Below are 14,382 nucleotides of genomic sequence, written 5' to 3' on the forward strand. Positions count from 1 at the left end.
CCTCGGTCAGCCGGCGATACCGTCCAGAATGGACAGTTCCTCGGCCGGCAGTACCAGGCCCGCGGCCGCGACGTTGTCCCGCAGGTGCTCGACCGAGGAGGTGCCGGGGATGAGCAGGATGTTCGGCGAGCGCTGCAGCAGCCACGCCAGCGCGACGGCCATCGGCGTGCTGCCCAGCCGCGAGGCGACCCCGTTCAGCTCCTCGGACTGCAGCGGGGAGAACCCGCCGAGCGGGAAGTACGGGACGTACGCGATCCCTTGCTCGGCAAGGGAATCGACGAGCTTGTCGTCCGCGCGGTGCGCCACGTTGTAGAAGTTCTGCACGCACACGACGGGCGCGATCCGCTGCGCTTCGGCGACCTGCTCGGCGTTGACCGTGCTCAGCCCGAGATGCTTGATCAGGCCCTGCTCACGCAGTTCGGCGAGCACGCCGAACTCCTCGGCGATCGAGCCGGGCTCCGGGTCCTGGAACCCGCCGACGCGCAGGTTCACCACGTCGATCGCGTCCACCCCGAGGCGCTCGATGTTGTCGCGCACCGCCTGGCGGAGCTGGCCGGGCGCCAGTGCAGTGGGCCAGTTGCCCTCCTCGTCGCGCAGCGCCCCGACTTTGGTGACGATGTGCAAGTCCGCCGGGTACGGGTGCAGCGCCTCCTTGATGATCTCGTTGGTGACGTGCGGGCCGTAGAAGTCGGCCGTGTCGATGTGGTTGATGCCCAGCTTCACGGCCTCACGCAACACGGCGACGGCGGCCGCGCGATCGGCCGGCGGGCCGAAGACGTGCGGGCCTGCCAGCTGCATGGCGCCATATCCCATCCGGGTGACCGTGAGGCCCTCGGCCATGGTGAAGGTGCCGCCGGGAAGTGTGCCTGTCATCGAGCTCCCTTTCCTCGTTGCCTGACTCCACGATGCGCGTCGGGGTGGGCACCCGCCAGGCTCCGTCGATCCTGGGACTCGCGGGAACAGGCAGCAACCTCAGCGCGCCAGCGCGTCCAGCACTGCCGCCGCGAACTCCGGCCGGCAGATCAGCAGATCCGGCAGGTACGGATCCGCCTGGTTGTAGCGCAACGGGGAGCCGTCGAGGCGGGAGACGTGCAGGCCGGCGGACGCGGCCACGGCGACGGGGGCGCAGGAGTCCCATTCGTACTGACCGCCGGAGTGTGCGTAGACATCCACCTCGCCACGGACGACGGCCATGGCCTTGGCGCCCGCCGAACCCATGGGCACCAGCATCGCATCCAGGCGCTCGACGAGGCGGGCGACGGCCGCCGGAGGACGGGTGCGCGACACCGCGAGCCGGATCGGGCCGGGGGCCCGGGGCGGGACCACGGGTGGCTCACCGGTGTGCAGGACGAGCCCGGCCGCCGGAAGGGCCACCGCGCCCACGGCAGGCACCCCGTCGACGGCGAGCGCGACATGCACGGCCCAGTCTTCGCGTGGTGGTTCGCCGTACTCGCGGGTGCCGTCGAGCGGGTCGACGATCCACACGCGCTCGCGCTGCAGCCGGACACCGTCGTCCGCGCTCTCTTCCGACAGCACCGCGTCGCCGGGGCGCTCCTCGGCCAGCCGCCGGAGCAACAGGTCGTCGGACTGCCTGTCCCCCGCCGCGCCGCCCTGTGCCCGGATCTTCAGCAACAGTTCGCCGGCCTCGGCCGCGAGCCGCGCGGCCACCGCGTGATCGTCCACGCGGACACTTTGCCACGGATGTCAGACTGACGGTCGTGGCTGAACTGGTCGAAACCGAACTGCACGGGCACATCCTGCTGATCCGGATGTGCCGCGAGAACAAGCGCAACGCCGTGAACCGGCAGCTCGCCGACGAGCTGGATGCCGAGTTCAACCGGCTCGAGGACGATCCGGAGCTGTGGGCCGGGGTGCTCACCGGCACCCGCAAGGTGTTCTCCGCGGGCAGCGACCTCACCGCGATCGGCGACTACGTGACCGAGCGCGGCGGCGAGTACGGGCTGATCCGCAGGCGCCGGACGAAACCGCTGATCGCGGCGATCGAGGGGATGGCGCTGGGCGGTGGCCTGGAGCTGGCGCTGGCCTGCGACCTGGTGGTCGCCGCCGAGGACGCGCGGCTCGGCCTGCCCGAGGTGGCGCGCGGGGTCATACCGACGTGCGCCGGGCTGTTCCGCGGACCGCGCGCCCTGCCGGTGAACCTGGCCCGCGAGCTGGTGCTGACCGGCCGCCCCATCAGCGTGGAACGCGCCTACCAAGCCGGTTTCGTGAACGTGAAGACCGAACCGGGCGGCGCCGCCGGCGGAGCGCTCGAACTGGCGGAACGGATCTGCGAGAACGCGCCGTCCGCGGTGCGCGCGAGCCTGACCGCGATGGACGAGTGGCTCGGCTCCGGGGACGAGCTCGGCTGGCAGGTCACCGAACAGGCCCTCGCCACGGTCGCCGCGTCGGAGGACCACCGCGAGGGGGTGCAGGCGTTCCTCGATAAGCGCCCGCCCCGCTGGAGCGGCCGCTGAGCACGGGCGGACCGGTCCGCTGCGCGGGCACGTTCGCGTTGTCCAGCAAGGAAAGGCGGGCCAGCGCGGCACCCAGCAACGCTGTTCCGGCGAGGACCGCCGCCGCGAGCGCGGAGTCGCGGGTGAAGACCAGGTCGCCGCCGCGGCCGAGGACGAAGCCGTCGTGCAGGGCCCAGGAAACCAGCGCGGTGCCCAGCACGGCGAGGGGCGTGCTCAGTACCGCGGCCGCGGCGACGACGAGGACCAGCGCCGCCACCGACCACCCGGGCTGCCGCGTCGCTCCCGCCGCGACGGCACCGATCGTGACGGCGATGGCGGCGGCGAACCCTAGCGGAAAACCGAACCCGGTCGGCAATGGCTTGTCGCGCATGCCCCCATTCCAGCGCCGCCACGGGCGCGCGGCCGCGTTCTTGTCGCCGGCCGTGCGCGCCAGCGCCGCCTTTTGACGCGTTGTTGACGCGGGCCTCGCGCTACAGCCAGTCCTTGCGCCGGAAGAGCGCGTACAGCGACGCCGAGATGATCACGATCGCCACGGTCGAGACCCAGAATCCCCAGTTCTGGTCGAATCCGGGATACGGGACGTTCTGCCCGTAGAACCCGGTGACCGCCGTGGGCACCGCGATGATGGCGGCCCAGCTGGTCACCTTCTTCATGATCGTGTTGAGCCGGTTGCTCTGGATGGTCAGCTGGGTCTCGCGGATGGTCGTGACGAGGTCCCGCAGCGATTCGGTCCACTCCGAGGCACGCAGCACGTGGTCGTAGACGTCCTGGTAGTACGGCCGCATCTCCTCGCTGGCCAGCCGCAGGCTCGGCCGCATCAGCGCGTTGACGACCTCCCGCATCGGCAGCACCACCCGGCGCAGCCGCACCAGGCTCTTGCGCAGCGCCAACGACCGGCGCTGCATGTCCTTGTGGTTCACGCGGTCGGCGAAGACCATGTCCTCCAGTTCCTCGATCTGCTCGTCCAGCGACTGCACCGCCTCGAAATAGCCGTCGACGATGTAGTCGAGCAGGCCGTGCAGGAGGAACCCGACCCCGCCCTTGGCCAGTTCGGCCGCGGAGTCCCAGCGCGCGACCACCTCCTCGATCGCGAAGTCGTCCGATTTCCGCACCGTGACGAGCGCCTTGGGGGTGATGAACACGGCCAGTTCCGAATCGGTCAGCACCGCGGTCCGCTCGTCCAGGCGCACCGCGTAGGCGGTGAGGAAGGAATGAGTGTCATAGCGGTCGAGCTTCGGGCGCTGATGCTCGTGCACCGCGTCCTCGACGGCCAGCCGGTGCAGCCCGAGCTCCTCGCTGATCGCGGCGAGGTCTTCCTCGTCGGGGGCGCACATGTCGAGCCAGACGGCGGTATCCGTTTCGGGCAGATAGTCGGAGATATCGGCAACGGGGAAGTTCTCGGCAGCGAGAACGCCGTCACGGTAGAGCCGGGTGCGGGACATGCCTGTGAAGGCTAGTGCGCGCGGACCCCGGTCGGCATCCGGGCGGATTGTCCACTTCGGACCGGTCAGCCACCGGCCGCGGCCAGCACCTCCAGTGCACGTGCCTCCGCGAGTTCGTGGCCGGCGCGGTGGTGCAGTTCCGCCGCCGCCCGCGCGTGCTCGGCCGCTGACCCCGCCTCGCCACCGGCCAGCTCACAGGCGGCGAGTTCGGTCAGCGCCTGCCCTTCACGCCAGACCCGCCGCGACGCGCGCTCGAACAGCAAAGCCTTCTGCACCAAGGATTTCGCCCTCGCCACGTCACCTGTCAGCCGGGAGCAGCGGGCCAGCCCCAGCAACGCCCCGCCCTGGTGCCGGACGAGTCCCGCCTGCTTCGCCAGCTCGGCCGCCTGCAGGTGGGCCGCGGCACATTCGTCGTACCGCGCCAGCCCCAGGTAGGCGTCGCCGAGGTTGTTCAGCAGCGAGCAACGCACCGCGCGGTCGCCGATGTGCTCCGCCACCGGCAGCGCGGTCCGGCACGCGGTGAGACCGTCGTCGAACCTGCCCGCTTCGTTGTGTACGGCCGCGAGTGTGTTGAAGATCCGTGGCCAGCCGATGATCCTGCCCTCCCGCCGGACGAGTTCCGAGGCCGACGCGAGATAGCCGATGGCCACGTCGAGGCGCCCGGCCTCCAGGGAAAGCTGCGCGAGGCTGATCGTGCTGATGTTCTCCCCCGCCGGCGAGCCGGTCTCCCGGTGGATCTGCCGCGCCTTGGCGAAATGCGCCTCCGCCTGCGCCAGCCCGCCGAGCCACAGGTGCGCGATGCCCAGGTCGTTGAGCTGGTGGCCTTCCAGCGAAGACAACCCGTGGCCGCGGCTGATTTCCCAGCCGCGGGTGGCGTTTTCGATCGCCTCGTCGATCCGGCCCAGTTCCCCGAGTACGGAGCCGAGGACCGCGAGCGCGCTGGACTCCCCGGCAGGCCAGCACGCCTCGGCGCTCAACGCCGCCGCGGACCTGCCGTGCCCGATCGCCTCCTCGTAGCGGGACAACCGCTGGCAGGCCCGCGCCATGTCCAGCCGCAGCGCCGCACCGGCTCTCGGTTCCGGGCCGACCGTGGCCAGGCCGGCCTGCGCCACCGTGTAGGCGTCGAGGGTGTGCGTGCGGAGTTGCAGGTAGCCCGCGACGGCGTTGCCCAGCCGCCACACGAGATCGGCCGGACCGTTCTCCACCACGGCCACCACGTTCGCGCGCTCGCTGTCCAGCCAGGCCAATGCTTCCCGCCTGTCGCCGAACTCCGCGCCCGGCTCGGCGGGCAGGCGGACCCCGTGCGGGTCCACGATCCGCATCGCCGCCTCCGTCCGGCCCAGGTACCACCCCGTCAGGCGCCGGATCGCCGCGGCCATCGACAGCTCATCGGCCTTCTCGCGCGCGAACTGCGCCAGCAGGTCGTGGAAACCGAACCGGTCCCCCTCGTGCCGTTCGACCACGTGCGCGGACACCAGTTCGGCCAGCTCCCGGCGAACCGGTACACCGGCCAGCGCGGCCACCGCGGGGGTGCTGAAATCCGCGCCCGGGACGAGACCGAGCAGCCCGAACAACCGGCGCGCCGGCGGGGAAAGGGCTTGGCAGGAAAGGTCGAACGCGGCCCGCATCCTGCCTTCGGCGTCCCCGGCGATCTCCAGTCCACTCAGGACATTCCCCGCCCGGAGCTCCGCCACCTGGTCCACAATGGACGCTTCCGGCCGGTTGTCCAGTATCGCCGCAGCGATCCGCAACGCGAGCGGCAGCCCGCCGCACAGGCTCGCCAGTTCGGCCACCGCCGCCGGTTCCCGGCGGGCGCGGTCACCGAGCAGGAACTCGAGCAGCCGCACGGCATCCCCGCGCGCGAGGATGTCCAGGCTCACCCGCCGGGCACCGTCGCGCGCGGTCAGCCCGTTCAGCTGCTCCCGGCTGGTGACCAGCGTGCAGCAGGACGGCGCCCCGGCCAGCAGCGGGCGCACCTGTTCGACCGAGCGGGCGTTGTCGAGCAGAATCAGCAGGCGCCGCCCGGAAACCCTCGACCGGAACTCGGCGGCGGCCTCGTCGTCGTCGACCGGGATCTCCGTGCCCGGCATACCGAGCGAGCGCAGCAACTGGCCCAGTGCCTCGCGGGCGGACAGCGGGCGCGCCCGGGAATACCCGCGCAGGCTCACATACAACTGCCCGTCGGGGAATTCCTCGGCCACCTGGTGGGCCCACCGCACGGCCAGCGCGGTCTTGCCGACCCCGGCCATCCCGACGACCGCCGCGACCATCGGCAGCCCGTCGGCCTTCGCCTCGCGCAGCAGCTTGTCCAGGCTCCGCAACGCGTCTTCGCGACCAGTGAACCCCGTGGGCTCGGCGGGCAGCTGCGCGAGCACGGCCGGCGCGACGGGCTCCACCGGAATCTGCTGGTGAAGGATCTTCAGGTAGGTCCGCTGCAACGGGGCGGACGGGTCGACGCCGAGTTCGCCGGCCAGCCTGGCGCGCAGGGCTTCGTAGGTGTTGAGTGCCTCCACCTGGTAGCCCGCGGCGGCCAGCGCCTCGATGAGCACGCCGTGCGAGTCCTCGTCCAGCGGCCTGTCCCGGACCACCGGCCGGAGCAGCCGCACCGCCTTTTCGGGCTCCCCGTTGACGAGGTGCGTGCGGCCGAGTTCGTTCTGCGCGCGGCGATGCAGGTGGTCCAGCTCGGCCACCGCCGCCTCGTCGACCGCTTCGTCCGGCAGATCCGCCAGCGGCCTGCCCCGCCACATCGCCAGCGCGCGTTCGAGGACCGCCGCCCTGGCGGAAGGACCTGTGGCCGCGGCCTCGGCCACGAGCGCCGAAAAGCGGGCGTAGTCGGTTTCGCCGGTGGTGAGCACCAGCCGGTAACCCGTCGGGGTCCGGTCCACCCGGACGGCGTTCCCGGCCGTTTCCTCCAGCCACCGGCGCAGCCGGTACACCGCGACGGTGAGCGCGCTGCGGCTGGACGCGCGGGAGGAGTCGCCCCAAAGCCGCGCGAAGAGCGCTTCCGCGCTCAGTTCCCGTCCCGGTGCGACGGCGAGCACCCCCAGCATCGTCCGCATCGCCTGGGCCGACGGCGCGACGAACACCGTGCCGGCCATGAGCCCCACCGGGCCCAGCACGGCGACGTCCGCCACGGGCGTTTCACGTTCCAGCTCGATCATCGTGCCTCCCCCCGCCGGAGAACAGGTATGCACGGTATCGAGTAATCCCGGCGGGGAAATGTTCCTTGCCGGGAAAGCCTTTCAACCCAGTTCGAAAGGCGATCGCCCGCAGGGCGCGTCGAGCAGGGCGTAGCCGAGCGCGGTCAGCTGGTGCCGCACGCTGGTGCCGGTCCTGGCGGTGTGCGCGAGCCCGGCGGCGCGCAGCAGGCCGACGTGATGGCTGGCCGAGGCCAGTGACATGTCGATGGACTCGGCGAGCTCGGTGGTCGAGCACGGCCGTTCCAGTGCCAGCAGGATGCTCGCCCTGGTACGGCCCAGCACGTTCGCCAGCGCCGAAACGTCCCGTTCGGGCAGCATTGTCGCGCCCTCGGCCGCCGCCGGATACACCAGGACCGGCGGCAGTTCCGGGTCGATGAAACTGACCGGGCTGCCGGCACAGAAGAACGAAGGGATCAGGACCAGCCCGCGTCCGCGCAGATCCACCGACTGCTCACACGGGTACTCGGCCTCCAGCACCGGCCAGTCCCACCGGATGCGCGGCGAAATCCCGGACAACAGCCCGTCCACCCCGAACTCCGCGGCGTGTCTCGTGCGGGCGGCACGATCGGCCATCACGTGCCGTCGCACCACCGGCCAGTGCGGTTCGATCGCCGCGCGGAAGTACTCGCGGATCGCCAGCTCCAGCAGGGATCGCGCTTCCCGGTCCGCCGAAGCGAGCGCCTTGGTCCACCCCGGGACCGACGCCCGCCGGCGCATCGCGGCGGCGAGGTCGGCGTGCAGCGTGGCCCTCGGCAGCGACCGGATCGCCGCCAGCCCGGATTCCAGGCCGTCGCGCGCTTCCGGCGGGTTCAGGAAATCCGGGAAATCCCCTTTGGGCGGAACGAGAACGGACAACAGTTCGCGCGCGCGGCGGGCCAGCCCGCCGGCGGTCGCGCGCCACGCTGCGGCCTGCCACGCGTGATGCGCGGCCGAGCGGGGCCGCGCGTCGGCGAACTGGGGCAGGCTCAACACCACTTCCCACAACGGATCCGGCTCGCGCACGAGCCGGACGCGTCCCAGGTCCTGGGTGTCGAACCGTATCCGCAGCACGCGCTTCCCCTCCACTCCGGACTCATCGCCTGCTTTTGGCCAGCAACCGGTAGCCGGCCACGATCCGGTAGATCCCGTACACCACGGGCCCCCACGCGACGAAGTACACACCGCCGCGGGCCGCGTCGGAATAGGTGACGGCGGTGATCAGGATGCCGGCGACGAGCCATACGGCACCGAATCCGATGCCGCGCCGTCCCTTCGTCTCCCGGATTCGCCGCTGATCGTCGCTCACCACCTGATACGGCGGCGGCTGCTGGTAGTGCGCCGGCTCCTGGTACGGGGCCGGTCCGGAACTCTCGGGCTCAGTCATGGTTTTTCCCTCAGCCGACCGGTTTTCCGTACTGGCGCAGGAACGCGATGACCTGGTCGATGAACCGGTCGCGCCCGCTGGTCAGCAGGAGTGGAATGGTGTAGGACTCCCCGCCCGCCAGGTTGACGCGGTAGCCGAGGATTTTTCCCTCCTGCCCTTGCTCGCGTTTGTTGTAGACCGCCGACAGCCCACTGATCTCGGTCCAGGAGACGGCGAACAGCCCGGTGCGGCGTTTGCGCACCAGCCCGCCGGAGTACAGGTAATGCGCACGGGAACCGACGATCAGGCCGCGCACCGCTTGCGCGATCCCGTAGACACACCCGAAAAAGAGCGCCAGCCCGACCCAGTGCACCGCACGCAACGGCGAGAACTCGTCCATGGTCGAGACCCACCAGATCACCAGTGCCGCCCCCGCCCCGCACACGATCGCGATCGCCAGGCCTTTCACCAGCGCCATCGTCATCGGCACCTCGTGCCGCACATCCAGGTACTGCCCGAGGCCCCGGTGCGCCGCGAACGTGCCGACCTCGCCCGGCGCGGCCACCGGCTGCGCATTCGTCATCGCTTTCCTCCGATCCGCTCGGTGCTCCCGGAGCACTTTCGCGGCAGGCGATTACAAGCGGCCTACATTGGCCGCTTCCGGCCACCGGGTAATCGCGGGGTAACCGGGTCCGGCGAGAATCACCCGGCGCGGATGCGTGCGGTTGCACCATCCACTGTGGACAAACCGGGTTCACTCGCCGGCGTCGCTGGGGGTCGCCGGCGGGTGCCCGGGGCGCCGGCTCAGCGCAGGACCGGCTCACGTGTCACCGGTTTTCCGAGCAGTCCCGGCAGGCCCGCGGCGGCCTCGTGCCGGGCCGGTTCCGCAAGCGCCGCAAGCCACATCGCGTGTTCCCGCACCAGATCGTGGAAGCCGAACCGCCCGCCGGGCCGGGCCACCAGCAGGTGCGCGGCGCGCAGCCTGTCCAGTTCCCGCCGCGCGTCGCAGGCCGGGAGACCGAGGAAGCCGGCGGCGGCTTCGACCGTGAAATCGGTGGCGGGCAAGGCACTCAGCGACCGGAACGTCCACCTCGTCCGTTCCGGCAGCAACCGGTAGGAGTGGTCGAAGACCGCGCGCACGCTGCTGCGCGGGTCACCCTCCACCGTCAGTTCCGCGAGCCTGTCCCCGGTTTGCAACCGCGCCGCGTATTCCGCGACCGGCCGCCCGGTCAGGTGCGCGACCGTGATGCGCAGCGCCAGCGGCAGGCCCGCACATGCGCGCGCGAGAGTTCGCACTGCGGCAGGCTCCGCGTCGCGGCCCAGCGCCGCCGTCAGGAGTTCGGCTGACTCGAGCTCGCCCAGCACGTCCAGGCTCAGCTGCGCCGCACCGTCCGCCGAAAGCAGTGCGTCCCGGCCCGTCACCACGGCGCGGCAGCCCGGCGCTCCCGGCAGCAGAGGGCGGATCTGCGCGGCGTCGGCCGCGTTGTCCAGCACCACGAGCACCCGCCGGCGGGCGATCGTCGACCGGTAGAGCGCGGCCGACGCGTCGAGCCCGGCCGGGATCTCCTCGCGGGGCACGCCGAGCGCGCGCAGGAACCGAGCCAGCACGTCGACCGGGCGCGCCGCGGGCTCCGAGGCATAGCCGCGAAGGTCCACATACAACTGCCCGTCGGGGAACCTGCTCGCCGCGCGATGTGCCCAGTGCACCGCGAGGCTCGTCTTCCCGACCCCGCCCATGCCGACGATCACCGCCGCCCGGTGGGTCCGCAGGATCGCGGTGAGGACGCCGGACTCGACCTTGCGGCCGGTGAACCCGACGACGTCGGGCGGCAGCTGAGCCGGTTTCCGCACCGGATCGCGGGCCGGGCGGGCGAGCGCACGCCGCAGTTCTGGTCCCGGGTCGATCCCGAATTCCTCGCACAGGCGCCGCCGGATGCCTTCGTACGCGATGTGTGCCTCGGCCTGCCGCCCGGCGGCCGTCAGCGCCTCGATCCAGGCCGCGTGCACGGGCTCATCGAGCGGATGCCCGGCAGCCAGCGACGCCAGCTCCCCGGCGGCGCGCCCGGCGTCTCCCGATGCGAGCAGCGCTCGTCCATGGGAGAGCCGGGCCGCGCGGTACTCCATTGCGATCCGCTCGGCCACCGCGGGATCCACTCGCTCCGGCGGCACGTCCGCCAATGCCGGGCCGCGCCACAACGCGAGTGCCTCCGCGAGCGCGTTCGCTCGTTCCCGGGCGGGCAGTTCCGGCGTCGCCGCAACGAGTTCGCGGAACCGGAACAGGTCGACCGCGCCGGGCTCCAGCCGGTAGCCGCTCGCCGTGCGCGCGACACCGACGGCCTCGCCGACCGCCGAAGCCAGCCAGCGGCGGAGCCGGTGCATCGCGACCGAGATCGTCGAATCCGAAACCGGGGCGCCCCAGCCGGTCTCGGCGAGCCGGTCCACACTCATGCCCTGTTCGCCGGCGCCGGCCAGCAGCGCCAGCAGTACCCGGGCCTGCGCCTGCGCGGGCCGGTGCTCCGTACCGCCGTGCCGGATCCTCACCGGGCCCAGTAGCAGGACCTCTGTCCGGTTACTCCCTGTTTGCCCCACCGTCAGCCTTTCTGTGACTTCGGGGGCGGGTCCCCTCCCCTATTGACGACGGCGCAGCGGAAACCGTTGCCGTTCGAGGAAGGACAACGTGTTTCGCGTGCTACTCCAGGTAACCACACGTGTCAACCATAGTGAACGACGATCGATCATCATTCACACCAGTCAATCGGCGAGACCGCGGGCAATCGCCAGCGCGGCGGCGCGGACGACCTGCTCGTAACCCTGGGGAGCGCCCGAGCCGGCGGGCACCACCACCGAAACCGCGGCGACCACCCGGTCGGCCTGATCACGGACCGGAACGGCCACCGAGGACACCGCCGCGGGCCGCTGCCGGGCGAACAAGGCGATCCCGGACCTGCGCACTTCGGCCAGCCTGCGCCGCAATCCGGCCGTGTCGCCGAGCCGCGCGAACACTTCGTCGCGCACCTCCGGCCCGGCCGCGGCGAGCAGGACGAGCCCCACTCCCGTGTCGTGCAACGGCATCCGGCCACCGACCCGGTAGTCGATCTCCACCGCGTCGCGCGCCGACAACCGTTCGACGAGCAGCGCCTCCGCGCCGTCGCGCACCGCCAGCAGGACGTGTTGGCGGGTCACCTCGTGCAGGTCTTCCAGGTACGGCAGGGCGACTTCGCGCAGGCCGTGGCTGCGCGGTGCGAGGGAGGCGATCTCGAACAACCGCGGCCCGATCACGAACCGGCCCTGTTCGTCGCGTTCGAGCGCGCCCCACGCCTGCAGGCGCGCGGCAAGCCGCGACGCGGTGCTGCGCGGCAGGCCGGCGCGGCGGCTCAGGTCGACGAGCCCGAGCGCCCGATGTTCGGCACTGAACGCCGCGAGCAGCGACAATGCGCGATCCACCACCGGATCGCCTTGTTCCGGCCGCTTCCCTCGCCGGGGCACCGCGGGCTCCATCAGCCGAGTGTGGCAGGTCCGCTCAATGGAACGACTGCTGACTCGCGGGGCCCGGCTGCCCATGCTGAGGCGTCGTGAACGCCGAACTCGACCGCCTGCTGGCCCGGGTCCTCGCCAAGATCGACACCGACGACCCCCGGCTGGCGGAGATCATCCGCGCCGCGGTGACCCATCTGCACGCGTTCGTCCGCGAGGTCTCCCCGACCGAGGCGGAATGGCTGCGCGGACTCGACTTCCTGGTCCGGACCGGCCAGAAGTGCAGTGCCACCCGCAACGAGTTCATCCTGCTTTCCGACATGCTCGGGCTCACGTCGGCGGTGGACGAGGTGGCCCATCCCGGCCCGCCGGAGGCCACGCCCTCGTCGGTCGAAGGCCCGTTCCACTCCCCCGCGCCACCCCGCCCGCTCGGCGCCATGATCGCCGAGGGCCCGGAACTCGGGCGCGCGGAACCGACGTTCGTGCACGGCCGAGTCACCGACTGCACGGGGAAACCGGTGCCCGGGGCGACCGTGGACGTCTGGCAGGCCGACGACGCCGGCTACTACGACACCCAGGACGACGAGCAGCCGCCGGGCAATCTGCGCGCGTTGTTCACCGTCGGTGACGACGGGCGGTACTGGTTCTCCAGCGTGCTGCCGAGCAGCTACCCGGTGCCCACCGACGGCCCGGTCGGCGAGCTGCTGACCGCGCTGGGCAGGCACCCGATGCGCCCGGCGCACATCCACTACCACGTCGAGGCCACCGGGTTCCGCCCCCTGACCACGCACGTTTTCGTGGCGGGGGACGAATATCTCGGCTCGGACGCCGCCTTCGCGGTCAAGGACGCGCTCGTGGTCGAGCCCCGGAGGACCCGGGACGGGGTGCTGGACTTCGAGTTCGACATCCGGCTCGTACCGGCATGATCCGCACGCCGGTGCTCATCGTGGGGGCCGGGCCGAGCGGTCTCGCCGTCGCGATCGAACTGGGCAGGGCCGGGATCGACTGCGTCCTCGTCGAACCCCGCGCCACCGTCACCGCCGGCAGGCCGCGCGCCAAGACCACGAGCGCGCGCACGATGGAGTTGTTGCGGCGCTGGGGTTTGGCCGACCGTGTGCGGGCCGCCGCGCCGCTGCCGGTGTCCTACTCGCAGGACGTCGTGTTCTGCTCGCGGGTGACCGGGCACGAGATCACCCGGTTCCGCAACGCCTTCGGGATGTTCGACGAGCGCCGGGACGAGTTCGCGGAATGCGGGCAGCAGATCCCGCAGCCCGTCGTGGAATCCGTGCTGCGCGAGGCAGTAGCCGAGCTGCCGTCGGTCACTTTCCTTACCGGACAACGGCTTCTCGCGGCGAAGGACGGGCCGGACGGGGTTCGCGCCGAACTCATCGACGAGGTCGTGGAGGCGCGGTATCTGGTCGGCTGCGACGGCGCGGGCGGTGTCACCCGCGATGCCATCGGCGCGAGATACCTTGGCGGCAGCGGGGAGCGGCCGAATCTCAACATCACGTTCACCTCGCGCGGGCTGACCGAAGACCTGCTGTGCGCGCGGGCGGTGCACTACTGGGTGCTGGGCGCGGACGTCGGCGGCATCGTCGGGCCGATGGACCTGCACGGCACGTGGTGGGCCATCGCGCAGGGCGTGCGCGAGGGCGATCCGGTGGCTCTGGTGCGCGCCCTCGTCGGCGCGGACATCGACGTCGAGGTGCAGGCCACCGATCCGTGGTCGGCCCGGATGATGCTCGCCGACACCTACCGCGGCGAGCGGACCTTCCTGGTCGGCGACGCGGCGCACCTGAACCCGCCGTGGGGCGGGCACGGCTACAACACCGCCATCGGCGATGCCGTGAACCTGGCCTGGAAACTCGTCGCGGTCCTGCGCGGGTGGGGCGGCCCGGCGCTGCTGGACAGCTACGAACCGGAGCGGCGCCCGGTCGCGCGGCTGACGATCGACGCCGCCTCGGCGCAGGAGTCGCGGCTGGCCCGCGCCTATGCCCACGCCGGGCTCGACACCGATCCCACGCTGCGCGCAGAGGCCGCGAAAGCCTTGCAGGCCAAGCGAGGCGAGTTCCACAGCCTGGGCCTCGTGCTCGGCTACCACTACGCGGACTCGCCGGCCGTGACCGACGACGGGACGCTCGTACCCGAGCATGATTCCCTGCACTACCACGGATCCGGGCGTCCCGGGACGCGGCTGCCACACCGGTGGCTACCCGACGGCTCGTCGCTGTACGACCACCTCGGCCCCGGGTTCACCTTGCTGTGCAACGAGAACGCCGATCCTGCGCCGATGGCTCGCGAGGCTGCCCGGCTCGGCGTGCCGCTCGCCGTGCCCGCTACCGGGGGCGACACCGTGCTCGTGCGCCCTGACCAGCACATCGCCTGGCGCGGCACGGTCCCGGATCCGGCCGCCTTACGGCGTGCGGCCGGCCATCTCGCGTAGAGTCGGC

The 14,382-nt window shown here is 71.7% G+C and carries 13 protein-coding genes; 3 read left to right on the forward strand and 10 right to left on the reverse strand.

Annotated features, from left to right (window positions below):
• Positions 1-6: 6 nt before the first annotated feature.
• Entirely contained in the window at positions 7-873 is an 867-nt protein-coding gene (locus tag VHD82_RS36205) for an aldo/keto reductase family oxidoreductase (RefSeq protein ID WP_325714049.1), read from the reverse strand.
• A 99-nt stretch (positions 874-972) separates the two neighbouring features.
• Entirely contained in the window at positions 973-1,683 is a 711-nt protein-coding gene (locus VHD82_RS36210; protein ID WP_325714051.1) for a 3'(2'),5'-bisphosphate nucleotidase CysQ, read from the reverse strand.
• A 35-nt stretch (positions 1,684-1,718) separates the two neighbouring features.
• Here VHD82_RS36210 and VHD82_RS36215 point away from each other — a divergent pair, with 35 nt between their 5' ends.
• On the forward strand, positions 1,719-2,474 hold the full coding sequence (locus VHD82_RS36215) for an enoyl-CoA hydratase-related protein (protein ID WP_325714053.1): 756 nt from the start codon (positions 1,719-1,721) through the stop codon (positions 2,472-2,474).
• On the opposite strand, the gene VHD82_RS36220 is transcribed toward VHD82_RS36215, so the two are convergent.
• From VHD82_RS36220 to VHD82_RS36255, 8 genes are all read right to left on the reverse strand, one after another.
• A complete protein-coding gene (locus tag VHD82_RS36220; RefSeq protein ID WP_325714055.1) occupies positions 2,374-2,844 on the reverse strand; it encodes a hypothetical protein in 471 nt (156 codons plus the stop codon). The two genes, VHD82_RS36215 and VHD82_RS36220, sit on opposite strands and share 101 nt — an antisense overlap.
• Before the next feature lie 100 nt (positions 2,845-2,944).
• Positions 2,945-3,916: a magnesium/cobalt transporter CorA gene (gene corA / locus VHD82_RS36225; protein ID WP_325714057.1), complete on the reverse strand. Its 972-nt coding sequence runs from the start codon at positions 3,914-3,916 to the stop codon at positions 2,945-2,947.
• A 65-nt stretch (positions 3,917-3,981) separates the two neighbouring features.
• On the reverse strand, positions 3,982-7,077 hold the full coding sequence (locus VHD82_RS36230; protein ID WP_325714059.1) for an AfsR/SARP family transcriptional regulator: 3,096 nt from the start codon (positions 7,075-7,077) through the stop codon (positions 3,982-3,984).
• An 81-nt stretch (positions 7,078-7,158) separates the two neighbouring features.
• Positions 7,159-8,166 carry a winged helix-turn-helix domain-containing protein gene (locus VHD82_RS36235; protein WP_325714061.1) on the reverse strand — a complete coding sequence of 336 codons (1,008 nt, stop codon included), beginning with the start codon at positions 8,164-8,166 and terminating at the stop codon, positions 7,159-7,161.
• A 22-nt stretch (positions 8,167-8,188) separates the two neighbouring features.
• On the reverse strand, positions 8,189-8,479 hold the full coding sequence (locus VHD82_RS36240; RefSeq protein WP_325714063.1) for a hypothetical protein: 291 nt from the start codon (positions 8,477-8,479) through the stop codon (positions 8,189-8,191).
• Between the two features lie 10 nt (positions 8,480-8,489).
• On the reverse strand, positions 8,490-9,041 hold the full coding sequence (locus VHD82_RS36245) for a hypothetical protein (protein WP_325714064.1): 552 nt from the start codon (positions 9,039-9,041) through the stop codon (positions 8,490-8,492).
• Between the two features lie 221 nt (positions 9,042-9,262).
• Complete coding sequence (locus VHD82_RS36250; protein WP_325714065.1) at positions 9,263-10,999, reverse strand: BTAD domain-containing putative transcriptional regulator; 1,737 nt, start codon at positions 10,997-10,999, stop codon at positions 9,263-9,265.
• Positions 11,000-11,209: 210 nt separating this feature from the next.
• Positions 11,210-11,956, reverse strand: a complete 747-nt coding sequence (locus VHD82_RS36255; protein WP_325714067.1) for an IclR family transcriptional regulator — start codon at positions 11,954-11,956, stop codon at positions 11,210-11,212.
• 74 nt (positions 11,957-12,030) lie between these two features.
• Between VHD82_RS36255 and VHD82_RS36260 the strand changes: the two genes are divergently transcribed.
• Both VHD82_RS36260 and VHD82_RS36265 read left to right on the forward strand, forming a co-directional pair.
• Positions 12,031-12,858 carry a dioxygenase gene (locus VHD82_RS36260; RefSeq protein WP_325714069.1) on the forward strand — a complete coding sequence of 276 codons (828 nt, stop codon included), beginning with the start codon at positions 12,031-12,033 and terminating at the stop codon, positions 12,856-12,858.
• Positions 12,855-14,375: an FAD-dependent monooxygenase gene (locus VHD82_RS36265; RefSeq protein ID WP_325714071.1), complete on the forward strand. Its 1,521-nt coding sequence runs from the start codon at positions 12,855-12,857 to the stop codon at positions 14,373-14,375. Before VHD82_RS36260 ends, VHD82_RS36265 begins: the two co-directional genes overlap by 4 nt.
• The last annotated feature ends 7 nt before the right edge of the window (positions 14,376-14,382 follow it).

The organism is Amycolatopsis sp. (assembly GCF_035546795.1).
In the GTDB taxonomy this organism is placed as follows: Bacteria; Actinomycetota; Actinomycetes; order Mycobacteriales; family Pseudonocardiaceae; genus Amycolatopsis_E.

Excerpts from the sequence above, each read along its gene's own strand:
- VHD82_RS36205 (WP_325714049.1), bottom strand. The coding sequence starts at position 873 with ATGACAGGCACACTTCCCGGCGGCACCTTCACCATGGCCGAGGGCCTC.
- VHD82_RS36220 (WP_325714055.1), bottom strand. The coding sequence starts at position 2,844 with ATGCGCGACAAGCCATTGCCGACCGGGTTCGGTTTTCCGCTAGGGTTC.
- corA (WP_325714057.1), bottom strand. The coding sequence starts at position 3,916 with ATGTCCCGCACCCGGCTCTACCGTGACGGCGTTCTCGCTGCCGAGAAC.
- VHD82_RS36230 (WP_325714059.1), bottom strand. The coding sequence starts at position 7,077 with ATGATCGAGCTGGAACGTGAAACGCCCGTGGCGGACGTCGCCGTGCTG.
- VHD82_RS36240 (WP_325714063.1), bottom strand. The coding sequence starts at position 8,479 with ATGACTGAGCCCGAGAGTTCCGGACCGGCCCCGTACCAGGAGCCGGCG.
- VHD82_RS36245 (WP_325714064.1), bottom strand. The coding sequence starts at position 9,041 with ATGACGAATGCGCAGCCGGTGGCCGCGCCGGGCGAGGTCGGCACGTTC.
- VHD82_RS36255 (WP_325714067.1), bottom strand. The coding sequence starts at position 11,956 with ATGGAGCCCGCGGTGCCCCGGCGAGGGAAGCGGCCGGAACAAGGCGAT.
- VHD82_RS36265 (WP_325714071.1), top strand. The coding sequence starts at position 12,855 with ATGATCCGCACGCCGGTGCTCATCGTGGGGGCCGGGCCGAGCGGTCTC.